Annotated in this window: 24 protein-coding genes; 11 read left to right on the top strand and 13 right to left on the bottom strand. The window is 73.3% G+C overall.

Going from position 1 to position 22,180, the window contains the following annotated elements; all coding sequences use genetic code 11:
- Positions 1 to 6: 6 nt before the first annotated feature.
- Positions 7 to 1,302 (bottom strand): serine-threonine protein kinase, encoded by a 1,296-nt coding sequence (locus JK361_RS24170; protein WP_201821663.1) that lies wholly within the window; start codon positions 1,300 to 1,302, stop codon positions 7 to 9.
- Between the two features lie 83 nt (positions 1,303 to 1,385).
- Positions 1,386 to 2,606: an exo-beta-N-acetylmuramidase NamZ family protein gene (locus JK361_RS24165; RefSeq protein ID WP_201821661.1), complete on the bottom strand. Its 1,221-nt coding sequence runs from the start codon at positions 2,604 to 2,606 to the stop codon at positions 1,386 to 1,388.
- 263 nt (positions 2,607 to 2,869) lie between these two features.
- On the opposite strand from JK361_RS24165, the gene JK361_RS24160 reads away from it, so the two are divergent.
- From JK361_RS24160 to JK361_RS24150, 3 genes are read left to right on the top strand one after another with little or no spacing between them, the layout of a single operon-like run.
- Positions 2,870 to 3,643 carry an SDR family oxidoreductase gene (locus JK361_RS24160; protein WP_201821659.1) on the top strand — a complete coding sequence of 258 codons (774 nt, stop codon included), beginning with the start codon at positions 2,870 to 2,872 and terminating at the stop codon, positions 3,641 to 3,643.
- Positions 3,640 to 5,304, top strand: coding sequence for a class I adenylate-forming enzyme family protein (locus tag JK361_RS24155; RefSeq protein ID WP_201821657.1), 1,665 nt, complete (start codon positions 3,640 to 3,642; stop codon positions 5,302 to 5,304). Before JK361_RS24160 ends, JK361_RS24155 begins: the two co-directional genes overlap by 4 nt.
- Positions 5,305 to 5,332: 28 nt before the next feature.
- Complete coding sequence (locus JK361_RS24150) at positions 5,333 to 5,926, top strand: TetR/AcrR family transcriptional regulator (RefSeq protein WP_201821656.1); 594 nt, start codon at positions 5,333 to 5,335, stop codon at positions 5,924 to 5,926.
- On the opposite strand, the gene JK361_RS24145 is transcribed toward JK361_RS24150, so the two are convergent.
- The 4 genes from JK361_RS24145 to JK361_RS24130 all read right to left on the bottom strand — a co-directional run bounded on the left by JK361_RS24145 (position 5,865) and on the right by JK361_RS24130 (position 9,137).
- A complete protein-coding gene (locus tag JK361_RS24145; RefSeq protein ID WP_201821653.1) occupies positions 5,865 to 6,290 on the bottom strand; it encodes a hypothetical protein in 426 nt (141 codons plus the stop codon). The genes JK361_RS24150 and JK361_RS24145 overlap by 62 nt on opposite strands.
- Before the next feature lie 136 nt (positions 6,291 to 6,426).
- Entirely contained in the window at positions 6,427 to 7,641 is a 1,215-nt protein-coding gene (locus JK361_RS24140) for an acyl-CoA dehydrogenase family protein (RefSeq protein WP_201821651.1), read from the bottom strand.
- A 5-nt stretch (positions 7,642 to 7,646) separates the two neighbouring features.
- The gene (locus JK361_RS24135) at positions 7,647 to 8,669 is read right to left on the bottom strand and encodes a phosphotransferase family protein (RefSeq protein WP_201821649.1); all 1,023 of its coding nucleotides are present in this window, start codon (positions 8,667 to 8,669) and stop codon (positions 7,647 to 7,649) included.
- Positions 8,670 to 8,837: 168 nt separating this feature from the next.
- Positions 8,838 to 9,137, bottom strand: a complete 300-nt coding sequence (locus tag JK361_RS24130; protein WP_201821647.1) for a hypothetical protein — start codon at positions 9,135 to 9,137, stop codon at positions 8,838 to 8,840.
- Between the two features lie 114 nt (positions 9,138 to 9,251).
- Between JK361_RS24130 and JK361_RS24125 the strand changes: the two genes are divergently transcribed.
- A complete protein-coding gene (locus JK361_RS24125) occupies positions 9,252 to 10,256 on the top strand; it encodes an NADP-dependent oxidoreductase (RefSeq protein ID WP_201821645.1) in 1,005 nt (334 codons plus the stop codon).
- 221 nt (positions 10,257 to 10,477) lie between these two features.
- Here the strand turns inward: JK361_RS24125 and JK361_RS24120 are convergent, their stop codons facing one another.
- The 4 genes from JK361_RS24120 to JK361_RS24105 all read right to left on the bottom strand — a co-directional run bounded on the left by JK361_RS24120 (position 10,478) and on the right by JK361_RS24105 (position 12,886).
- A complete protein-coding gene (locus tag JK361_RS24120) occupies positions 10,478 to 10,804 on the bottom strand; it encodes a DUF202 domain-containing protein (protein WP_201821641.1) in 327 nt (108 codons plus the stop codon).
- Positions 10,801 to 11,193 (bottom strand): YidH family protein, encoded by a 393-nt coding sequence (locus tag JK361_RS24115; RefSeq protein WP_201821640.1) that lies wholly within the window; start codon positions 11,191 to 11,193, stop codon positions 10,801 to 10,803. Before JK361_RS24115 ends, JK361_RS24120 begins: the two co-directional genes overlap by 4 nt.
- Before the next feature lie 21 nt (positions 11,194 to 11,214).
- Complete coding sequence (locus JK361_RS24110; RefSeq protein ID WP_201821639.1) at positions 11,215 to 11,730, bottom strand: NUDIX domain-containing protein; 516 nt, start codon at positions 11,728 to 11,730, stop codon at positions 11,215 to 11,217.
- Positions 11,731 to 11,989: 259 nt separating this feature from the next.
- Positions 11,990 to 12,886: a DMT family transporter gene (locus JK361_RS24105; RefSeq protein WP_201821638.1), complete on the bottom strand. Its 897-nt coding sequence runs from the start codon at positions 12,884 to 12,886 to the stop codon at positions 11,990 to 11,992.
- Between the two features lie 525 nt (positions 12,887 to 13,411).
- Between JK361_RS24105 and JK361_RS24100 the strand changes: the two genes are divergently transcribed.
- The 3 genes from JK361_RS24100 (at position 13,412) to JK361_RS24090 (ending at position 15,884) form a co-directional block, all read left to right on the top strand.
- Positions 13,412 to 14,386, top strand: coding sequence for a hypothetical protein (locus JK361_RS24100; RefSeq protein WP_201821637.1), 975 nt, complete (start codon positions 13,412 to 13,414; stop codon positions 14,384 to 14,386).
- A gap of 159 nt (positions 14,387 to 14,545) precedes the next feature.
- Complete coding sequence (locus JK361_RS24095) at positions 14,546 to 15,274, top strand: molybdopterin-dependent oxidoreductase (RefSeq protein WP_201821636.1); 729 nt, start codon at positions 14,546 to 14,548, stop codon at positions 15,272 to 15,274.
- Positions 15,258 to 15,884 carry a cytochrome b/b6 domain-containing protein gene (locus tag JK361_RS24090; protein WP_201821634.1) on the top strand — a complete coding sequence of 209 codons (627 nt, stop codon included), beginning with the start codon at positions 15,258 to 15,260 and terminating at the stop codon, positions 15,882 to 15,884. Before JK361_RS24095 ends, JK361_RS24090 begins: the two co-directional genes overlap by 17 nt.
- Positions 15,885 to 16,062: 178 nt before the next feature.
- Here JK361_RS24090 and JK361_RS24085 read toward each other — a convergent pair whose 3' ends face one another.
- Positions 16,063 to 17,460: a GntP family permease gene (locus tag JK361_RS24085; protein WP_201821632.1), complete on the bottom strand. Its 1,398-nt coding sequence runs from the start codon at positions 17,458 to 17,460 to the stop codon at positions 16,063 to 16,065.
- A gap of 40 nt (positions 17,461 to 17,500) precedes the next feature.
- On the bottom strand, positions 17,501 to 18,028 hold the full coding sequence (locus JK361_RS24080) for a gluconokinase (RefSeq protein WP_201821631.1): 528 nt from the start codon (positions 18,026 to 18,028) through the stop codon (positions 17,501 to 17,503).
- A gap of 140 nt (positions 18,029 to 18,168) precedes the next feature.
- On the opposite strand from JK361_RS24080, the gene JK361_RS24075 reads away from it, so the two are divergent.
- Positions 18,169 to 18,870 carry a FadR/GntR family transcriptional regulator gene (locus JK361_RS24075; protein ID WP_201821630.1) on the top strand — a complete coding sequence of 234 codons (702 nt, stop codon included), beginning with the start codon at positions 18,169 to 18,171 and terminating at the stop codon, positions 18,868 to 18,870.
- A gap of 65 nt (positions 18,871 to 18,935) precedes the next feature.
- Here JK361_RS24075 and JK361_RS24070 read toward each other — a convergent pair whose 3' ends face one another.
- Positions 18,936 to 19,310, bottom strand: a complete 375-nt coding sequence (locus JK361_RS24070; protein ID WP_201821629.1) for a YchJ family protein — start codon at positions 19,308 to 19,310, stop codon at positions 18,936 to 18,938.
- 114 nt (positions 19,311 to 19,424) lie between these two features.
- Here JK361_RS24070 and JK361_RS24065 point away from each other — a divergent pair, with 114 nt between their 5' ends.
- Genes JK361_RS24065 through JK361_RS24055 form a run of 3 tightly spaced genes read left to right on the top strand, consistent with a single transcriptional unit; the run spans position 19,425 to position 22,177 of the window.
- Positions 19,425 to 19,721, top strand: a complete 297-nt coding sequence (locus tag JK361_RS24065; protein ID WP_201821628.1) for a dsRBD fold-containing protein — start codon at positions 19,425 to 19,427, stop codon at positions 19,719 to 19,721.
- Between the two features lie 12 nt (positions 19,722 to 19,733).
- Positions 19,734 to 21,038, top strand: a complete 1,305-nt coding sequence (locus tag JK361_RS24060; protein ID WP_201821627.1) for a phosphoribosyltransferase — start codon at positions 19,734 to 19,736, stop codon at positions 21,036 to 21,038.
- An 8-nt stretch (positions 21,039 to 21,046) separates the two neighbouring features.
- A complete protein-coding gene (locus tag JK361_RS24055) occupies positions 21,047 to 22,177 on the top strand; it encodes a CapA family protein (protein ID WP_201821626.1) in 1,131 nt (376 codons plus the stop codon).
- The last annotated feature ends 3 nt before the right edge of the window (positions 22,178 to 22,180 follow it).

Raw genomic sequence — 22,180 nt, 5'->3', positions numbered from 1 at the left:
GCGTGGTCAGGTGATGCGGCCCGCCGCCAGCACCACCCGCGCCAGTTCGGGGTGCACGATGTCGCTGTGCGCCCCGGACGGCGCGCCCCCGCGCCGGACCACGGCCGCCACGTCCACGCTCACGCAGCCCGACGCGGGCAGCGGACCGCGCAGGGCCGCCGCCAGGTCCAGGCGGGTGGTGCCCGGCACCGCCTGCACCCCGTCGTGTCCCATCGCCCCCCACTCAGGCCCCAGCACGGCCGCGATCTCGCTGCCCGTGCACGCGCGGTCGTCCCCGGCGAGCCGGGACGCCAGCGGGTAGAACGTGCCGAGGGCCCCGTCGAAATGCGAGTAGCAGCACACCAGGGGGCCGTCGATGTGCTCCTGCAGGTCCTTGAGCGCCCCCGACCGGTCGGGCGCGTGCGGCAGCCGGGCCGCGAACGCGTAGTGCGAGAACGCGCCCTGGAGCAGGGTCACCGACTTCACCGTGCGCACCGAAGCGGGCAGCCCGCGCAGCGCGAACGCCACCAGCCGGCCCCCGAAACTGTGCCCGACCAGATGCACCCGCACCCCGGGTGCCGCGCCGGCCAGCCGCCCGAGCAGCGGACCGAGTCCGTGCTCGCCGACCGTCCCGGCCCGCCGCTTCATCCGGTAGTACGTCGCCTGCCGCAGCAGTTCCTTCGCGCCGTCCCACGGATTCGGCAGGCTGAACCTGGGATCGTCGCCCGCGGGGCCGAGCGCGGCCAGTGCGTCGGCGAACTGCTCGCACACGGCCGCCGGGTCCGCGGCGAACACGGCCGGTTCACCGGGTTCGTCCGTGTCGGCGGGGCCGCTGCTCCCGTCCAGCAGCAGCCGCACCAGCCGCCCGAACTCGGTCAGCCCCTCCGGGCCGTCCGGCCGTTCGTCCAGCATCCGGGCCAGCTGGTCCACCACGGCCGCCCGGTCCGGAAAGGTCCTCAGCAGTGCGCGCCGGGTGTCCTTGTCCAGTGCCCGGCTCGGCGCCGCCTCCGCCTCCACGGCCGCGACGGACCTCGGGAAGTCCGGGATCGGCTCGTCACTGAACCGCATCGACGGCCAGATCACGCCGACGTACCCGAGCCGGGCCCGCGGCGCCAGCTGCGGCACGGGGGCGAAGAAGCGCCGGTACAGCGCGGTCGCGCCCGAGCGGTCGTTGTTCCAGCCGTGCGAGAAGACGATCAGGTCACGGACACCGCGCTCCGTGACCTGCGTCAGCAGCCGGTCGCGTTCGGGTCCGTCCACGTCCCCGTCCGCGTCGAAGGTCAGCTCCCAGTAGGGAGTCACACTCATCGCAGGATCCGACATGCCAGGCTCCCTCGTCCCCCGGAACACGGTGCGCTGCGCGCGTATCGTCCTGCGGGAAGCCGGGGATGGCCAGACACCGCGCCCTACTTGTAGAGGAGATACTCCTTTCGGATCCGCCGGAACGCGGCCAGCTCCTCCTGCCAGGCACCGGTCACCTCGTCGGTGCCGGCGCCCGCGTCGATCATCGTGCGCACCCGGGCGGAACCGGTGAGCTTGTCGATCCAGTCGTCCGACCGCCAGGCGAAGCCGTCCCACGCCTTCCTGGCGGTCACCAGCAACGCGATCCCGGTGCGCACGGGGTCGTAGGCGGCCCGGTCGGTCACATGGATCTGCACCCCGCCGACGGTCTTGCCCTGGAACTTGGAGAACGTGGGCGTGAAGTACGCCTCCCGGAACCGCACGCCGGGCAGCCCGAGTTCGTTCGCCGCGGCGGCCCAGCGCCCGTCGACGCCTTCGGCGCCGAGGAGTTCGAAGGGCCGGGTCGTGCCGCGCCCCTCGGAGAGGTTGGTGCCCTCGAACATGCAGGTGCCCGAGTACACCAGCGCCGTGTCCGCCGTGGGCATGTTGGGGCTCGGCGGCACCCAGGGCAGTCCGGAGTCGTCGTAGAACCGGTCGCGCTTCCAGCCCGACATCGCGACCGTCTCCAGCGGCACGGGCGCGCTCAGGAACTCGCCGTTGAACAGCCGGGCCAGCTCGGCGACGGTCATGCCGTGCGCCTGTGCGATCGGCTGCCTGCCGACGAAGGTGGCGAACTCCTTGTGCAGCACCGGGCCCAGGGCCGTGCGGCCGGTCACCGGGTTCGGGCGGTCCAGGACGACGAAGCGCTTGCCGGCGAGCCCGGCCGCCTCCATGCAGTCGTACAGGGTCCAGATGTACGTGTAGAAGCGGGCGCCCACGTCCTGGATGTCGAAGACGACGGTGTCGACGCCGGAGGCCGTGAAGACGTCGGCGAGCGGCCGGCCGCTCTTCAGGTACGTGTCGTACACCGGCAGACCGGTCGCCGGGTCGTCGTAGCGGCCCTCGGAGCCGCCCGCCTGCGCGGTGCCGCGGAAGCCGTGCTCGGGGCCGAAGACCGCCGTCAGCTTCACCCGGGGGTCCCCGTGCATCACGTCGACGATGTGCGCGGTGTCCCGGGTGATGCCGGTGGGGTTGGTGACGATGCCGACGCGCCGGCCGTCCAGCACCGAGTAGCCGTCGGCCTCGAGCCTTTCGAAGCCGGTGCGCAGGTGCTCGTGGTGCCGGGGCGCCGCCGGCAGGGCTGCCGTCGTGGCCGAGGCGAGAAGGGTCCGTCGGGACAGGTCCATGGGGTCCTCCGGTGAGTGGGCACGTGCGGACCGTTCGTGGTGCTCGCGCGGGCGCGGCGGAGCCGCACACCGGCTCCGCCCCGCGCACGCGCGGCGGAGCCGGAGCACCGGCGCCGCCCCGCGCTCTCGCGCACGCGCGGCGGAGCCGCTCGCCGGCGCCGCCCCGCGCCTCTTGAGGTTGGCGCAGTCACCCTTCCTTTTACACATACCGACCGGTTAGTCTGACGGCGCTGAGCCGAGTCGCGCCGTGTCGAAGGAGACCGATGATGGAAGCCGTGCGGGATGCGGGAGTGGTCGTCACGGGAGCGGGCGGTGGGATCGGGGCCGCGCTGGCCCGGCGGTTCGCCGCCGAGGGAGCGCGGGTCGTGGTGAACGACCTCGACGCCGCGAAGGCCGAGGCGGTGGCCGCGGAGATCGGCGGGACCGCCGTGCCCGGCGACGCCTCCGCGATCGTCGCCGACGCCCGTGAGGCACTCGGCGGCACCGTGGACGTCTACTGCGCCAACGCGGGGGTCGCCTTCGAGGACGGCGGCCTCGGCGCAACGCTGGACGAGAAGTCGTGGGCGACCTCCTGGGACGTCAACCTGATGGCCCACGTCCGCGCGGCCCACGCGCTGCTGCCCGGCTGGCTGGAGCGGGGCCGCGGCCGCTTCGTCTCCACCGTCTCCGCCGCCGGTCTGCTGACGATGATCGGCGCGCCCTCCTACAGCGTGACCAAGCACGGCGCCTACGCCTTCGCCGAGTGGCTGTCCCTGACGTACCGCCACCGGGGCGTCAAGGTCCACGCCATCTGTCCGCAGGGCGTCCGCACCGACATGCTGTCCGCCACCGGCAGCGCGGGCGACCTGGTGCTCCAGCCGACCGCGATCGAGCCGGAGGCCGTGGCCGACGCGCTGCTGAAGGGCATCGAGGAGGACCGCTTCCTGATCCTGCCCCACCCCGAGGTCGCCGGCTTCTACCAGGCGCGGGCCGGTGAGCCCGAGCGCTGGCTCGCCACCATGAACCACATCCAGCAGAAGTGGGAGGCCGGCCGTTGACCGTCTCGCACTACGCCGAAAGGCCCTGGCTCGCGCTGCTCGACGACGCCCAGCGCGCCCCGCTCGACCCCGCCGACTCCCTCGTGCACGCCCTGCGCGACGCCGTCGCCGAGGCCCCCGACCGCACGTTCCTCGCCTACTTCGACGCCCGCCTGAGCTACCGCGAGGCCGACGAGCTGAGCGACTCCGTCGCCGCGCACCTCGCCGCGCGCGGCCTGGAGCGCGGCGACCGGGTGGCCGTCCTGCTCCAGAACTCCCCGCACTTCGTGCTGGCCGTCCTCGGCGCGTGGAAGGCGGGCGCGACCGTCGTCCCGGTCAACCCCATGTACAAGTCGGCCGAGGTGGCGCACGTCCTGCGGGACGCCGACGTGACCGCGCTGATCTGCGCCGACCGGGCCTGGGAGTCGTATCTGCGGGACACGGCCGCAGGCTCGCCGGTACGGATCGCGCTCACCGCCTGCGAACGGGACTTCCAGACCCGCGACGACCCGCGCGTGCTCGGCTTCGAGCGGCTGCCCCAGGCCCCGGACGCCGACGACCTGGTGGCGGTCGCCCGGCAGGGGGGCCGGGCCCCCGACGGCCGCGCGCCGCGCCCGGACGACATCGCGCTGATCAGTTACACCTCGGGCACCAGCGGCACACCCAAGGGCGCCACCAACCTCCACGCCAACATCATGCACAACGCCGAGCGGCAGGCCACCGGGCTCGGCCTGCCCGAGGCGCCCGTGTACTACGCCCTCGCGCCGCTGTTCCACATCACCGGCATGGTGTGCCAGTTCGGCGCCTGCCTGAACAGCGCGGGCACCCTGGTGCTCGGCTACCGCTTCGAACCCGGCGTCGTCCTGGAGGCCTTCGCCGAACACCGCCCGCACTACACCGTCGGCCCCGCCACCGCCTACATGGCGCTCGCCGCCCACCCGGACGTCACCCGCGAGCACTTCGCCTCCTTCGTGAACATGTCGTCGGGCGGCGCCCCCGTGCCGCCGGCCCTGGTGGAGAGGTTCCGCGAGCGCTTCGGGCCGTACATCCGCGTCGGCTACGGCCTCACCGAGTGCACCGGCCCCTCCGCCACCGTCCCGCCCGGCCTGGCCGCGCCCGTGGACCCGGTCTCCGGGACCCTGTCCGTCGGCCTGCCCGGCGCCGACACGCTCGTGCGCATCCTGGACGACCGGGGCGCCGAGGTGCCCTTCGGGGAACAGGGCGAGATCGTCGTACGCGGCCCGCAGGTGGTGCCCGGCTACTGGCGGCGCCCGGACGCCACCGCGGAGACCTTCCCGGACGGCGAGCTGCGCACCGGCGACATCGGGTTCATGGACGAGCGGGGCTGGCTGTACGTCGTGGACCGCAAGAAGGACATGATCAACGCCTCCGGCTTCAAGGTGTGGCCGCGCGAGGTCGAGGACGTGCTCTACACCCACCCGGCGGTGCGCGAGGCGGCCGTCGTCGGGGTGCCCGACGGGTACCGTGGCGAGACCGTCAAGGCCTACATCAGCCTGCGGCCGGGCGCCGAGGCGGCCCCGGATGAACTCTCCGGATACTGCAAGGAGAGACTGGCCGCCTACAAGTACCCGCGTCAGGTGGAGATCCTGGCCGACTTGCCCAAGACGGCAAGTGGGAAGATCCTCCGTCGGGAACTGCGTTCCCGGACCGACCACGACTAGCAGCGACACGGAAAGGCGGGTGGCGGCAGTGCCCAGGACGACGGACGGAGAAGGGACCCCCGTCCCGCAGCGGCTGCTGGCCGCCGCCACCCGGCTCTTCGCCGAGCAGGGCTACGACCGGACCTCCGTACAGGAGATCGTGGAGGCGGCCGGCGTCACCAAGGGTGCGCTGTACCACTACTTCGGCTCCAAGGACGACCTGCTGCACGAGGTGTACGCGCGTGTGCTGCGCCTCCAGCAGGAGCGGCTGGACACGTACGCGAACGCCGACGAGCCCGTGGACAAGCGGCTCAGGGCCGCGGCGGCGGACGTCGTCGTCACCACGATCGAGAACCTCGACGACGCGATGATCTTCTTCCGCTCCATGCACCACCTGAGCCCGGAGAAGAACAAGCAGGTCCGCGCCGAGCGCCGGCGCTACCACGAGCAGTTCCGCGCGCTCATCGAGGAAGGCCAGCGGGAGGGCGTCTTCTCCACGGCGACCCCGGCCGACCTGGTCGTGGACTACCACTTCGGCTCCGTCCACCACCTGTCGACGTGGTACCGGCCCGACGGCCCCCTCACTCCCCAGCAGGTCGCCGACCACCTCGCCGACCTGCTGCTGCGCGCACTGCGGCCGTGACACCGGCGCCCGCGGCCGGCGCCTGGTCGATGATCTCCTTGAGGAACAGGACCGCCGTGGCGGCGGTGCCGCCGCCCACGCTCACCGCCACCGGCCACACACTGCCGGACAGCTCCGCGAGGACGGCGGCCCCGAGGCCGGCCGGTGCGGCCGGCAGGAACACGATCGCGGCGCGCTGGGCGAGGAGCGGCCCGTCCCGCTCGTGCTCGGACCGCTCCCGCTCGGACCGCTCCCGGTCGTCCCGCTCGTGCTCGGGCCGCTCGTGCTCGTCCCGCTCCCGCTCGGGCCGCTCCCGCTCGGGCCGCTCCCGGTCGGGCCCCGCGTCGGGGCCGGGCTCGTCGGCAGGTCTTGACCGGCGGCGCACCGGAGGCCGTTGACGGTGAGCGGGCCCGCTCGTGTGTCCGTACCGGTGCCCGGATCACGGGCTGGGCTTCAACTCACTCCGCATCGACGGCCGTCGACGGAAGCGGCCCAGCCCGTTTCTCCGAACCGGTGTCGGCTCACAGGTAGCGCTTCAGCTCCCGGCGGGCCAGCGACCGCTGGTGCACCTCGTCCGGGCCGTCGGCGAGCATCAGCGTGCGGGCGCTCGCGTACAGCTCGGCCAGCGGGAAGTCCTGGCTCACCCCGCCCGCGCCGTGCAGCTGGATCGCGCGGTCCAGGATGCCGACCACCGCGCGCGGGGTGGCGATCTTGATGGCCTGGATCTCCGTGTGCGCGCCCTTGTTGCCGACGGTGTCCATCAGCCAGGCCGTCTTCAGCACCAGCAGCCGCAGCTGCTCGACGGTGACCCGGGCGTCGGCGATCCAGTTCTGGACGACGCCCTGCTGGGCCAGCGCCTTGCCGAACGCGGTGCGCGAGACGGCCCGCCGGCACATCAGCTCGATCGCCCGTTCCGCCATGCCGATCAGCCGCATGCAGTGGTGGATCCGGCCGGGGCCGAGCCGGGCCTGGGCGATGGCGAAGCCGCCGCCCTCCTCGCCGATGAGGTTCGCCACCGGCACGCGCGCGTGGTCGAAGACCACCTCGGCGTGGCCGCCGTGCGAGTGGTCCTCGTAGCCGAAGACCTGCATCGCCCGCTCGACCGTGACGCCCGGGGTGTCCCGCGGGACCAGCACCATGGACTGCTGGCGGCGGATGTCCGCGCCCTCCGGGTCCGTCTTGCCCATCACGATGAAGATCTTGCAGTCCGGATTCATCGCGCCGGAGATGTACCACTTGCGGCCGGTGATGACGTACTCGTCGCCGTCCCGCTCGATGAGCGTGGTGATGTTCGTGGCGTCGGAGGAGGCCACGTCCGGCTCGGTCATCGCGAACGCCGAGCGGATCTCACCGGCCAGCAGCGGCTCCAGCCACTGCTTCTTCTGCTGCTCGTCGCCGAACTGCGCCAGCACCTCCATGTTCCCGGTGTCGGGTGCCGCGCAGTTGGTCGCGGTGGGCGCCAGGTGGGGGGAGCGGCCGGTGATCTCGGCGAGGGGTGCGTACTGAAGGTTGGTCAGCCCCGCGCCGTACTCGGTGTCGGGCAGGAAGAGGTTCCACAGGCCCTGCCTGCGGGCCTCGGCCTTCAGTTCCCCGACCACGGCCGGGGTGTCCCACGGGGAGGCCAGCCGGGCCCGCTGCTCCTCGGCCACGGCCTCGGCCGGATAGACGTACTCGTCCATGAAGGCGAGCAGTTTGGCCCGGAGTTCCTCGGTGCGCGCGTCGAACGCGAAGTCCATGCCGGTCAGCCTTCCTGGAGAGTGGTGAGTCCGTGGTCGATGAAGACGGGCACGAGGTCGCCGATGCGGTCGAAGCCGCGGCCGACCGTCTGGCCGAGTGTGTACCGGTAGTGGATGCCCTCAAGGATCACGGCGAGCTTGAACCAGGCGAACGCCGTGTACCAGGAGACGGCCGAGACGTCCCGGCCGGAGCGGGCCGCGTACCGCTCGATCAGCTCGCGCGGGGCGGGGTGCCCCGGGGCCTCGGCGGTGGTGGAGACGGGCGACGCGGCCATGCCGAGCGGCTGGCTGTACATCACCAGCAGACCGAGGTCGGTCAGCGGGTCGCCGAGCGTGGACATCTCCCAGTCGAGGATCGCCTTGATCCGGTCGTCGTCGCCGATCAGGACGTTGTCCAGCCGGTAGTCGCCGTGCACGACCGCGGGGGCGGGGGAGGTGGGCAGGGAGCGGCCCAGCGCCGCGTGCAGTTCGTCGACGCCCGCCAGTTCGCGGTTGCGCGAGGCGTCCAGCTGCTTGCCCCACCGGCGCAGCTGCCGGTCCAGGAAGCCCTCCGGCCGGCCGAAGTCGGCGAGGCCCACCTCGGCCGGGTCCACGGAGTGCAGCTCGACCAGTGTGTCGACCAGGGACAGGACCGCGTCCCGGGTGCGCTCGGCGCCGAGCGGGGCGAGCTGCTGAGCCGTGCGGTACGGGGTGCCCTCGACGAACTCCATGACGTAGAACGGCGCTCCGAGCACCTCCTCGTCCTCGCACAGCAGCACCGGGCGGGGGACCGGCACCCGGGTCGGGTGCAGAGCGCTGATGACCCGGTGTTCGCGCTTCATGTCGTGCGCGGTGGCCAGCACGTGGCCGAGCGGGGGCCGGCGGACGACCCACTTCGAGGTGCCGTCGGAGAGCGCGTAGGTGAGGTTCGACCGTCCGCCCTCGATCAGCCGTCCGGTCAGCGGGCCGTGCACCAGACCGGGACGCTCGCGGTCGAGCACGGCGCGCAGCCGGTCCAGGTCGAGCCCGGGCGGGTGGTCGGCGCTCATACATCACTCCTATGGACGGGTGTACAGGACCCGTCTCATGATGCCGACCGGTCGGTATGCCGTCCAGTGCGGGGAGCGAAGATCGGACCGAACGTGACGGGAGCCACGATAGGCCGACGGCTCCCCGGCGTGCCGTCCGGGGAGCCGTCGGCCCTGGCTCCCGGCAGGTCAGTGATCGTCCCAGTGGTCCCCGTGCTCGGCGTGCCGGTGCCCGTCGTGCAGGTAGTCGACGTGGTCGCCGTGCGGCACCTGCGCGTGGCCGCACTCGTCGTGGTGCGCGTGTTCGTGGTTCTCGTGGACGGAGTGCCCGGCCGGCTCGCACTCGTCCCAGTGACCTTCGTGCTCACGGTGCAGATGGCCGTCGTGCGCGTAGTCCAGGTGGTCGCCGTGCGGCACGGCGCTGTGCCCGCAGCCCGGCCCGTGGCTGTGCGTCCCGTGTTCGGTGTGTGCCTGGTGGGCGGTGGTCATGGTGCTCGCCTTCGAGGGGTACGGGAAGCCGACGACTGACAGGCTCCCATGCGAAAGGTGCATACCGGGGCATCCCGGTTGCGTGGCGTACGAGTACCCCGGAGGGTCGAGGACATGAAGGGCATCAGCTACAGCCGCTACGGCGGCCCCGAGGTGCTGGAGTACGGCGAGCTGCGCGACCCCAAGGTCGGTCCCGACCAGGTCCTGGTCAAGGTGCGCGCGGCGGCCGTCAACCCCGTCGACTGGAAGTGCCGCGAGGGCCATCTGGACCCGCTGCTGGACCCCGTCTTCCCGGTGATCCCCGGCTGGGACGTCAGCGGTGTGGTCGTGCAGCCCGGTGTCGCGGTGACGGAGTTCGGCGTCGGTGACGAGGTCGTCGGCTACGTCCGCGAGGACTTCCTCTCCCGGGGCACCTTCGCCGAGTACGTCGCCGCGCCCGTGCGCACCCTCGCCCGCAAGCCGCGCAACCTGTCCTTCGAGGAGGCCGCCGGACTTCCGCTCGCCGGGCTCACCGCCTACCAGGTGCTGGTCAGGTCACTGGACGTGCAGCGGGGCGAGACCGTCCTGGTGCACGCGGCGGCCGGCGGGGTCGGCTCGCTCGCCGTCCAGATCGCCGCCCATCTCGGCGCCCGGGTCATCGGCACCGCGGGCCCGTCCAACCACGACTACGTCCGCAGGCTGGGCGCGGAGCCGGTGGCCTACGGCGAGGGCCTGGCCGAACGGGTGCGTGGACTCGCCCCCGAGGGGGTGGACGCGGTCTTCGACACCGTCGGCGGGGAGACGCTCAAGGCCTCGGCCAACCTGCTCGCCCCGGAGGGCCGGCTGGCCTCGATCGCCGACCCGGAGGTGGTGGGCTACGGCGGCCGGTACGCCTTCGTCCGCCCGGACGCCGAGGACCTGCGGCGGCTGTCGGAACTGGCGGAGCGGGGCGCCGTGACCGTGCACGTCCAGGAGACCTTCCCGCTGGAGCGGGCGGCGGACGCCCAGCGGCTGAGCCAGGAGGGCCACACCCGCGGGAAGCTCGTCGTGACGGTGGACTGGGACGCCGAGGAGGACAACGTCTGGGCCGCGGACGACGAGGGCGCCCTCTACACGACCAGCCAGGAGGGGACCTTCTAGACAACCGGCGGGAGGGGAACCTTCGGGGGGACCGGCCGGGAGGGGAACCTTCGGGAGGACCGGCCGGGAGGGGAACCTTCGGGAGGACCGGCCGGGAGGGGAACCTTCGGGAGGACCGGCCGGGAGGGGAACCTTCTGGCGGACCGGCCGGGAGACGACCTTCTGGCGGACCGGCCGGAGGGCGCCACCTTCTGGACTACGAGGTTCCGGAACGCGAGCCGCTAGACCACGAGCACGGCCGCGCACAGCGCCAGCGCCATCGCGCACAGCACCGCCGCCGTCGCGAGGCGGGGGGCGAGCGCGGGCGGCGGGCCGCCGGCGGCCAGGGCGCGGATGCGGTGGTGGGCCACCCGCAGGAAGCCCAGCCACAGGCCGCAGCACAGTGCGCAGGCGATGATCCCGGCGGCCGACAGACCCCCGTGCAGCGCCGTCTTCACGGCCAGGACGGCGGCCACGGAGGCCGACAGCGTCGTACGCCGCCAGGCCAGCCGGGTCCGCTCGGGCTGGAGCCCGGGATCGCGGACCGCCGGGCCCGGCCCGTCGGTCACCCCTCCCACCCGACCAGCACCACCACGACCATCACGACGGCCACCACCGCCACGACCAGGCTCAGCAGCGCCGGGAACCGGGACGCGGGCAGATCCTCGCCGCGCCGGATCGCCCGCTCGCAGCGCACCCAGTGGTTCACCGCGCGCAGGGAACACAGCACACCGGCCCCGAGCAGGGCGAGTGCGAGACCGACCCGCCACGCCCAGCGCAGGTCCGGCAGGAACTGGTCCACCGCGAATCCGCCGCCGATCAGCGCCAGCGCGGTGCGCAGCCAGGCGAGGAAGGTCCGCTCGTTGGCCAGCGAGAACCGGTAGTCGGGAGTACCGCCCTCGTCCCGCACCTGCTCCGGCGCGAACCACAGCCGGATGTTCCGTACGAATTCGCTCACACGGGCGACCCTACCGGCCGGTCAGCGGCCCGCCCGGAACACCCGCAGCCGCTCGTACGCCGCCAGCCCGTCCGGCACCCACTCCCACTCGCCGAGCCGCCGTTCGACCTCCTCGTCGGGCAGGAAGGCGTGCCACTGGACCTCCTCCGCCTGCGGATGGACGGGCAGCTCGCAGCGCACCTCGTACACCGCCGACCACCAGCTCTTCCCGGCGCCGTCGTCGTACAGGAACTTGAACAGGTACGCCGGCCGGGGCAGCCCGGTCACGCCCAGTTCCTCCTCGGCCTCCCGCAGCGCCGCCTCGTCGTAGGACTCGCCCGCGCCGACGACCCCGCCGACGAACATGTCGTACAGGGCGGGGAACACCAGCTTGGTCGCCGTGCGCCGGTGCACGAAGAGCCGGCCGGCCGCGTCCCGGGCCTGGACGAACACGCAGCGGTGGCGCAGCCCGCGGGCGTACACCTCGCCGCGCGGATATCGGGCGACGACCCGGTCGTGCTCGTCGACGACGTCGAGGATCTCGTCAGCAGGGTTCATGGCCCTCATCCAAGCAAAGCCACGGCGTCCTCATGCGGGCAGCGCCACGGCGCCTTCATGCGGGCCGCCCCCACGGCGTCCTCATGTGGGCAGCGTCACGGCGTCCTCATGCGGGCAGCCGCACGGCGCCGTCATGCGGGCAGCCGCACGGCGCCGTCATGCGGGCAGCCGCACGGCGCCGTCATGCGGGCAAAGCCACGGCGTCCTCATGCGGGCAGCGCCACGGCGCCCCCGGCCGGGCAGGACCAGGGCCGTGGGCTCAGCGCCGTTGCAGGGCCCCGGCCGGCCGCCGCGCCTCACCCGCGCCGCACGGCATGGCGGGATGCAGCCCGAGCAGCACGATGCCCCCCACCACGGCCGCGAGTCCGGCCGCCTCCCAGGCCAGCGCCCCCGTGTCGGTGCGCAGCCGGTCACCGAGGAAGCCCACCCCGCACAGGATCCCGGCGAGCGGCTCGGCCGCGGTGAGCGCGGGCAGCGACATGCGCAGCGGGGCCGTCTCGAACGCGCTCTGCACCAGGACCAGCCCGGTGACCCCGCAGGCCACCACGCCGTACGGCTGCCAGCCCGTGAACAGTTCCGGGAGACCGCCGTCGGAGAAGCGGGTGCCGCTCACCCGGGTCAGCGCGTCCTGGACGCCGTACAGCAGCCCGGCCGCGAGGGCCAGCAGCACCGGGCCCCCGCTCAGCCGGGAGCGCTTGGCGTACGTCGTGAGGAGGAGGGCCGAGCCCACCACGGCCCCGATGATCAGCCAGTGCCGCAGCGGGTCGCTGACGGCCGTGCCGCCGCGCGGCTCGCCCGCCATGATGAACGCGCTCACCCCGCCCGCGAGCAGCAGCAGACCGGCCCAGCCCTGACGGCCCAGGGGCTGTCCGGTCTGGTGCCGGGAGAGGGCGAGGGCGAACAGCAGGTTGGTCGCGAGCAGCGGCTCGACCAGGGAGATCTCGCCCTTGCCGAGGGCGGCGGCGCCCAGCACCATGCCGGCCACCATCAGGCCGAGGCCGCCGAGCCAGCGCGGCATCCGCATCAGGTCGAGCAGCAGCCGGAAGGAGAGGAAGTCGCTGAGCGGTGCCTTCTGCGCCGCGTTCTGCTGGAGCACGAAGCCGAAGCCCAGACAGCAGGCCGCGCTCACGGCGAGGAGGAGAACCAGAACGGACACGCTGCGTACCTCGATCATCCGGCCGGACCACGGGCGCGTAGTCGCCGACTGTAGCGCTCCCGGAACGGCATTGCCCCGGAAGTACCCGGAACCGGGCGGTGGACTCGCCATGCTCCGCAACCGCGCCGCGGGACGCCATGGCGTACGCCACAGAAAGCCGGCGCGCACGGCCGGGGACGGCATGGCGTGCGCCACAGAAGGCCGGGGCGCACGGCCGGGGTGCACGGCCAGGGACGGCATGCGCCACAGAAGGCCGGGGTGCACGGCCAAGGACGGCATGGCGTGCGCCACAGAAAGTCGGGCGCACGGTCCGGGCGCACGGCCTGGGACGGCATGGCGTACGCCACAGGAACTTCCCGGAGTGTGCGGCCGGCGCGCGGCCCACCTGGGCAGGGAGACACAAGTGCCGCCGCCGTAAAGGAGGTTGAAGCCGGCATCGCCGCCGTTCCGCTTGACGCCATCCGTGGCTGGGGGTTTGCTGTGCGTGATCGGCCGATGGCAGCCCGAGAAACAGGAAGCCCCGCGGTGCCCCCTCTCCCGCCTCTGCTCGGCGCTCGCCGGGCCCCGACGGACCCGTCCGGCGAGACCGCCCAGGACGACTCCGGCGCCTTCGACGCCGCGCTGGACGACGCGGAGCTGCGCACCGCCCGGACCGCGCTGGCCCAGGGCCGGCGGCAGGCCGCACGCTCCCTGCTGGTGCACACCGGCGACGACTGGGACCGCCGCGGCCACCGCCTCACCGTGCTCGCCCGGGATCCCTACGCCGCCGCCTGGGCCGCCGACTGGCTGGCCGCCGAGCCCGGTTCCGCCGACGCCGCAACGCTGCTCGCGCTGGCCCTGGTCCGGCGCGCCCTGCGCGGCAAGGAGGAACCCGGCCGGGCCCGGGACGCCTGCGGCACGGCCGCCGCGCTCGCCCCGGCCGACCCCACGCCCTGGCTCGGCCTGCTGCTGCTCGCCCGTGCCTTCGGCTCCGAGAAGGCGCTGCTCGGCACGTTCGCCGAGCTGTGCCGCCGCCACCCCGAGCACCACCACGCCCACCACCTGCTCATCGCGGGCCTCGCCGAACGCCCCGGCGGCGGCAGGAGCGAGGCCCACGAGGTGTACGACGTCGCCGAGCTGGCCGCCGCCGAGGCCCCCGCCGACTCCCCGCTGGCCGTCCTGCCGGTCGTGGCGTACGCCGAGCGGTACCGGGTCCTCGCCGCCACCGGCCTGGCCCCCGACGACCCGGCGGCCTCCCGGCACTGGTCCGGCCCGCGGGCCCGGCGCATCCTGCGCGCCTCCTTCGACTGGTGGCTGGAGTGGGAGCACGACGAGCACCCGCGCCGCCACATCGACCTCAACCACCTCGCGTTCGCCCTGTCCTGCGCCGGCCGCCCGGCCGAGGCGGCGGCCCTGTTCCAGCGCATCGGCGAGCACGCCACCCCGGCCCCCTGGTCCTACACGCGCCGCGACCCCCTGGCCGCCTTCCGCGCGGCCCGCGCCCGCGCCCTCGGGCAGTGAGAAACACGGCCCTCCGCGACGTACGGAGGGAAGACGTACGCGGAAGACGACGTACGGCGGGCGGGACGAGCAGGAGACGTGCGTGGGAAGTGATTACGGAACTCTGACCGGCGATCCGGTTCCCTGGCCCCCGGCGGCCCCGAGTGCTCGAATGAATTCGTGAACTCCGAACACCCCGAGGAGCAGGACGGCCGCCCCGTCGGCCGCCGCGTCTTCCTCGGCACCCTGGGCCTCGGCGCGCTCGGCGTGCTCGCCGCGCCGACGCTGCAACGCGGCCTCGAAGACTTCCTGGGCGACGTGGCCGGCAAGGACCCCACCGGCCTGACCGGCCTGCTGCCCAACGGCGGCGGCTTCCGCTACTACTCCGTCGCCGCCTCCGTCCCGCACCGGACGGCCGCGGACTACCGCCTCACCATCGACGGCCTGGTCGACCGCCCGCGCGGCTACACCCTCGCCGAGCTGCGCTCCCTGCCGCAGACCCGGCTGGTCAAGGACGTCCAGTGCGTCACCGGCTGGCGGGTCCCGGGCACCCCCTTCGAGGGCGTACGCCTGTCCGAGCTGCTCGACGCGGCGGGCGTCCGCTCCTCCGCGAAGGCGCTCCGCTTCACCTGCTTCGACGGCACCTACACCGAGAGCCTCACCCTCGACCAGGCCCGCCGGCCGGACGTCCTGGTCGCCCTGCGCATGCAGGACAAGGACATCGGCCACGACCACGGCGGTCCGGTCCGCCTCTACGTCGCCCCCATGTACTTCTACAAGTCGGCCAAGTGGCTCTCCGGCATCACGGTCACCGACCGGGTGAAGCCCGGCTACTGGGAGAACCTCGGCTACGAGGTCGACGCCTGGGTCGGCCGCTCGAACGGACGGACGGATGAGCCTACGAGCTGAGACCGAGGCCCCGCCGAGCGCCCGCGTCCACCGCTTCACCCGGGCCGAACGGTGGGTGCACCGCGGGACGGCCGCGCTGATGGGGGTGTGCGTGGTGACCGCGGCCTTCCTCTACATCCCGCAGCTCGCGGTCATGGTGGGCCGCCGGGAACTGGTCGTCCGGATCCACGAGTGCGCGGGCGTCGCCCTGCCGGTGCCGGTGCTGCTGGGGCTGGCCTCCCGGGCCTTCCGCGGCGACCTGCGCTTCCTCAACCGCTTCGGCCCGCACGACCGGGTCTGGCTGCGTGCCGCCCTGCGCCGCGACAAACGGCGCGCCTCGCGCCCGGCCGGCAAGTTCAACGCCGGCCAGAAGATCTACGCCGCCTGGATCGCCGGCGCGACCCTGGTCATGTTCGGCACGGGCCTGATGATGTGGTTCACCCACGTCACCCCGCTGATGTGGCGCACCTCGGCGACCTTCGTGCACGACTGGCTGGCCCTGACGATCGGCGTGGTCCTGGCGGGCCACATCGGCATGGCCCTGGGCGACCCGGAGGCGAGACGGGGCATGCGGACGGGCTCGGTGAGCGAGGAGTGGGCACGGAACGAACACCCCCTGTGGCGCCCCTGACCCCCGGCCGCCGCGTCCGCACGGTGCCCGGCCACGACGGCGTCGGGTCCGCGGTGCGCGACGGCGGCAGGCAGGTCCGCGGTGCGGAAAACCACCGGGGCCACCGCGGCCCTCCCGGCCACGACGACGGCAGGTCCGCGGTGCGGAAAAGCGGGCCCGCCCGCACGCCGTGGCGCTCCTAGATCACGAGGGACAGCAGCAGGATCAGACCGCCGGAGACCACGGAGATGATCGTCTCCATCACCGACCACGTCTTCACCGTCTGCCCCACGGTCAGCCCGAAGTACTCCTTCACCAGCCAGAAACCGGCGTCGTTGACATGGCTGAAGAAGAGCGAGCCCGCGCCGATGGCCAGCACCAGCAGGGCCGTGTGGGTGGTCGACATGTCGGCCGCGAGCGGCGCGACCAGGCCGGCCGCCGAGACCGTCGCCACCGTCGCCGAGCCGGTCGCCAGCCGGATCGCCACCGCGATCAGCCAGGCCAGCAGCAGCGCCGGGATCGACCAGTCCCTGGAGACGTCCAGGATCATCTGGCCCACGCCGGAGTCGATCAGCGTCTGCTTGAAGCCGCCGCCCGCGCCCACGATCAGCAGGATGCCGGCGATGGGCATCAGGCCCTTCTCGACGGTCTGCTGGAGGCGGTCCCTGCCGAACCCGGCGGGCCGGCCCAGCGTGAAGAAGCCGACGAGCACGGCGGCGAGCAGCGCGATCAGCGGGGAGCCCACGACATCGAAGATCCGCTGCGTGGTGTTCTCCGGATCGTCGATGACGATGTCCACCAGCGCCTTCACCAGCATCAGCACGACGGGCAGCAGCATGGTGGCGAGCGTCGCCACGAAGCCGGGGCGGCGCTCCAGCTCGTCGGAGGCGCGCTGGGGCAGCATCCGGTCGGGCACCGGGACGTCCACCCAGCGGGCCGCGACCTTCGAGAAGAGCGGACCGGCGATGATCACGGTGGGGACGGCGACCAGGAGGCCGAGCGCCAGCGTCACCCCCAGGTTGGCCTTGACCGCGTCGATCGCGACCAGCGGGCCGGGGTGGGGCGGGATGAGGCCGTGCATCACGGACAGACCCGCGAGGGCCGGGATGCCGATGCGCATGACGGAGTAGTTGCCGCGCTTGGCGACCATCAGCACGACCGGGATCAGCAGCACGATGCCGACCTCGAAGAACAGCGGCAGGCCGATCACGGAGGCGATGAGGACCATCGCCCACGGCATGGCCCGGCCCCCCGCCTTGGCGAGGATCGTGTCCACGATCTGGTCGGCGCCACCGGAGTCGGCGAGGAGCTTGCCCAGGATCGCCCCGAGCGCGATCAGGACGCCCACGCCGGCCACGGTGCTGCCGAGCCCGGTGGTGAAGCTGGTGATGGCCTTGTCCAGCGGCGCTCCGGCCACCGCCGCGAGCGTGAGTGAGCCGATGGTCAGTGCCAGGAAGGCATGGAGCTTGTACTTGGTGATGAGCAGGACGATCACGGCGATGCCCACCAGGACGGCGATGCCCAGCTGGGCGTGTCCTGCGGAGGTGATCGGCGGAGGCGCGTCCGCTGCCAGCATCTCGACGCTGAGTCTGGTCACGGGGTTTCCTTGCGGTTACGGGGGACTTTTCCGGCAGGCGCTACTGGGAGCTGCCCGCGGTGTCGGGAAGGGTCGCGAGGGCGTGGGCGGCACGCTCGGTGATCTCCTGGGGGCTGCCGCTGACGTCCACGGCGACTCCCGCCTCGTCCGGCTCGAGCGGCTGGAGGGTGGCGAACTGGGAGTCCAGCAGCGCGGTCGGCATGAAGTGGCCCTTGCGCCGGGACATCCGCTCCTCGATCAGCCGCCGGTCGCCCGCGAGGTGAAGGAACACGATCCCGGGGGCCACGGACCTGAGCCGGTCGCGGTACGACCGCTTCAGCGCCGAGCTGCTGACCACCCCGCCCAGTCCGGCCCGGCCGTGCGCCCAGTGCCCGATGGCCTCCAGCCACGGCCACCGGTCGGCGTCGTCGAGCGGGATCCCGGCCGACATCTTGTCGATGTTGGCCTGCGGGTGGAAGTCGTCGCCCTCGGCGTACGGGACGCCCAGCCGCGCGGCGAGCAAGGGACCGATCGTCGTCTTGCCCGTCCCCGCGACGCCCATCACGACGACGACCTGGGGGGTTCGCATTGTTGCCTCGCTGTCTTCCTCGACATCCGACGCCGCTGCGGCGTCGCCACACTGAAACCCATTAGGTACGACGAATTCAAGAGTCTGTGACTTATAAGTCTGACTTTTTGAGTCTGTGACGCAGGCCGTACGCTGAGTGCATGAGCACACCGGGCCGGGGTCTGCACGGCCATGTACTGGACACCCTCGGCCCCGCGATCACGGCGGGCGAGTACCCGCCGGGCAGCGTTCTGCGGACGGACGAACTCGCACACCACTTCGAGGTGTCACGCTCGGTGATGCGCGAGGCGGTGCGTGTGCTCGAATCCATGCACCTGGTCGAGTCCCGCCGCCGGGTGGGTGTCACGGTCCGCCCCAAGGCCGAATGGAACGTCTACGACCCGCAGGTCATCCGCTGGCGCCTGGCGGGCGCCGACCGCCCGCACCAGCTGCGCTCGCTCACCGTGCTGCGCTCCGCGGTCGAACCCGTCGCGGCGGGCCTGGCCGCGCAGCACGCCACGGCCGAACAGTGCGCCGAACTCACCGAGTGCGCCCTCGGCATGGTCGCCAACTCACGCGGCCACCGGCTCGAGGAGTACCTCGTCCACGACGTCGCCTTCCACCGGGTCGTCCTGAACGCCTCCGGCAACGAGATGTTCGCCCGCCTCGGCGACGTCGTCGCCGAGGTCCTGACCGGCCGCACCCACCACGAGGTCATGTTCGAGGACCCCGACCCGGCCGCCGTCACCCTGCACGTGCGGGTGGCCGAGGCGGTCCGCGCCCGCGACGCGGCCCGCGCCGAGGAACTGACCCGGCAGATCACCGCGGGCGCCCTCCAGGAACTGGACATCCTGGCCCCCTGAACCCACCCGCCGGCAACGCCCCGCCGCCCGGCTGCTCCAGCCCGGCCTTCAGGCCGGGGAGGATGTCAATCCAGGAACTCCCCGTCCACGTACACCCACGCCCCGTCCACCCGCTCGAAGCGGCTCCGCTCGTGCAGTGAACCGCCGCGATACGAGGCACGGAAGGTGACCGTGCCCGTCACGTGGAACGCCGACCCGTCCGTACTGCCCAGGACCTCCAGCCCCGTCCACCTCGTCCGCGGGTCCAGGTCCAGCCGCTCCGGCCGCGTCCGCGGATGCCAGGTGCGCAGCAGATACCCCGCGTCCCCCGCGACGAACGCGCTGTACCGCGAGCGCATGAGCAGCTCGGCGGTCGGCGCGCTCGCGGAACCCGCGTGGAAACGCCCGCAGCAGGCGTCGTAGGGCCGGGGGAGTCCACAAGGGCAGGTACGCGAGGTCATGGCCCACATTCTGCCCCCACCAGAGGAGGCGTCCGGCACGGCACGGGTGCACAGTGGAAGGGCCCGAACGGGTGTGCCCCGACGGGTTCACGACGCTGGGAGGCGAGAGGGACGATGACCCGACCCGTGAGCGTCAAGGAGTGGCGGCTCAACCTGTACCTGTCCGAGCACGATCCGGACACCACGGCCCGGATCATCCTGGACACCGGCGACAACGTCCTGGAGAGCCACGCGGAGGCCCGCAGGAACCCCTACGACCAGGCGATGCCCGAGATCGGCGACGAACTCGCCGCCGGACGCGCGCTCATCGCGATGGGCCGGCTGCTGCTGCGCGCCGCCGACGGCGACATGAAGGCGACGGGAGCCGCCGACACGGACGGCCCGGCGCCGCTCTGGCTGCCGCGCGAGTGAAGGAGCCCCGCCGTGCACTTCAGGAACCGCCTCGAAGCGGGCCGGCGGCTGGGCGCCCGCCTCGAGTACCTCAGGGGCCAGGACGTGGTCGTGCTCGGGCTGCCCAGGGGAGGAGTGCCGGTCGCCGCCGAGGTCGCCGAGGCACTCGACGCACCCCTCGACGTGTGCCTGGTACGGAAACTGGGCGTGCCGTACCAGCCCGAACTCGGCATGGGAGCCATCGGCGAGGACGGCGTACGCGTCATCAACCAGGAAGTGCTGCGCGGCACCGGCGTCGGCGAGGTCGACCTCGCCCGGGTCGAGGAACGCGAACGCCACGTCCTGCTCGAACGCGCCGCACGCTACCGGGGCGAGACGTCCCCCCTCTCCGTCGCCGGCCGGACCGCCCTGGTCGTGGACGACGGAGTGGCCACCGGCTCCACCGCCCGGGTCGCCTGCCGCATCGCCCGGGCCCGGGGCGCGGCCCGCATCGTGCTGGCCGTCCCCGTGGCCCCCCGCGACTTCGCCCGCCGGCTGGGCGGGGACGCCGACGAACTGGTCTGCCTGGACACCCCCTGGGACTTCGCCGCGGTCGGCCAGTTCTACGCCGACTTCACCCAGGTCGACGACGAGGAGGTCACCGCCTGTCTGCACCGGGCCGCCGGCCGCCACCGGCACACGGCCGGCGCCGGAGCCACCGACCGGGAGGTGACGGTGACCGCCGGCGCCGTACGGCTGGCCGGACGGCTCACCCTGCCCGACGACGCCACCGGCGTCGTGGCCTTCGCCCACGGCAGCGGCAGCAGCCGGCACAGCCCGCGCAACCGGTTCGTGGCCGAGGGACTGCACCGCGCCGGGCTCGGCACCCTGCTGTTCGACCTGCTCACCGACGAGGAGGAAGCCGACCGCGCCAACGTCTTCGACATCGCGCTGCTGGCCGGCCGGCTGCTGGACGCCACCCGCTGGCTGCGCGAGGAACCCGACGTCGAAGGGCTCGCCATCGGATACTTCGGCGCCAGCACCGGCGCCGCCGCCGCCCTGTGGGCCGCCGCCGACCCCGCCGCACGCCCCGCCGCGGTCGTCTCCCGCGGCGGCCGGCCCGACCTCGCCGGCCCCCGGCTGCCCGCGGTGACGGCGCCCACCCTGCTCATCGTCGGCGGCGCGGACGCCCTGGTGATCGACCTCAACCGGGACGCACAGGCACGACTCCGCTGCGAGAACCGGCTGGAGGTCGTCCCGCACGCCACCCACCTCTTCGGGGAGCCCGGCACGCTGGAGAGGGTGACCGAGGCGGCACGCGACTGGTTCACGGACCACATGGCACCCGCGCACGTGTAGGCGAGGACATGCCCGAGGGGACCGTCACCCTGTTCCTCGCCGGAGACGTCATGCTCGGCCGGGGCGTCGACCAGATCCTCCCGCACCCCGGCGACCCGGTGCTGCGCGAGGACTACGTGCACGACGCCCGGGACTACGTCGCCCTGGCGGAGGCCGCGAACGGACCGGTGCCCCGGCCCGTCGACCCCGCCTGGCCGTGGGGCGAGGCACTGGCCGTGCTGGAGCGGGCCGCGCCCGACGTACGGGTGATCAACCTGGAGACCGCCGTCACCGGGGACGGCGACTTCGCACCGGGCAAGGGCGTCCACTACCGGATGCACCCGGCCAACCTGCCCTGCCTCGCCGCCGCCCGCCCCGACGTCTGCGTCCTCGCCAACAACCACGTCCTCGACTTCGGGCCGGCCGGCCTCCGGGAGACGCTGCACACCCTCGCCGCGGCCGGGCTGCGCACCGCCGGAGCGGGCCGGGACGCGGCCACGGCGTGGCGGCCGGCGACCGTACCGCTGCGCACCGGCGGACGCGTCCTGGTCCTCTCCTTCGGCATGCCGTCCAGCGGGATCCCGCACAGCTGGGCCGCCACCGCCGAACGGCCCGGCGTGGCCTTCGTCAGCGCGCCGACCCCGGCCGCCGCGACGGACCTCGCCGACCGCCTGCGCCGCCTGCGGCGGCCCGGCGACATCGTCGTCGCGTCCGTCCACTGGGGACCCAACTGGGGTTACGGCGTCCCACGCGCCGAGGTCCGCTTCGCCCACGCACTCGTCGACGCCGGCGCCGACGTCGTCCACGGGCACTCCTCGCACCACCCGCGGCCACCGGAGGTCTACCGGGACCGGCTCGTCCTGTACGGCTGCGGCGACCTCGTCGACGACTACGAGGGCATCGGCGGTTACGAGCGCTACCGCGACGACCTGCGGCTGCTCTACCTGGTGTCGGTGGAGCCCGGCACCGGCCGGCTGACCGGACTGCGCATGGTGCCGCTCAGGGCCCGCCGGCTGCGCCTGGAACACGCCTCGGACGACGACACCGCCTGGCTGCGCACCGTCCTCGACACCCATGCCCGCGGCCACGGCACCCGGGTCGAGCACCGCGACGACGGCACGCTCACGGTACGGGCCCTGCGCGCGGGCGCACCGCTGTGACAC

The sequence above is a fragment of the Streptomyces musisoli genome (genome assembly GCF_016741855.1).
GTDB lineage: Bacteria > Actinomycetota > Actinomycetes > Streptomycetales > Streptomycetaceae > Streptomyces > Streptomyces musisoli.
Note: the sequence above shows the minus strand (reverse complement) of the source record. Positions and strands in the feature narration are given on the sequence as shown.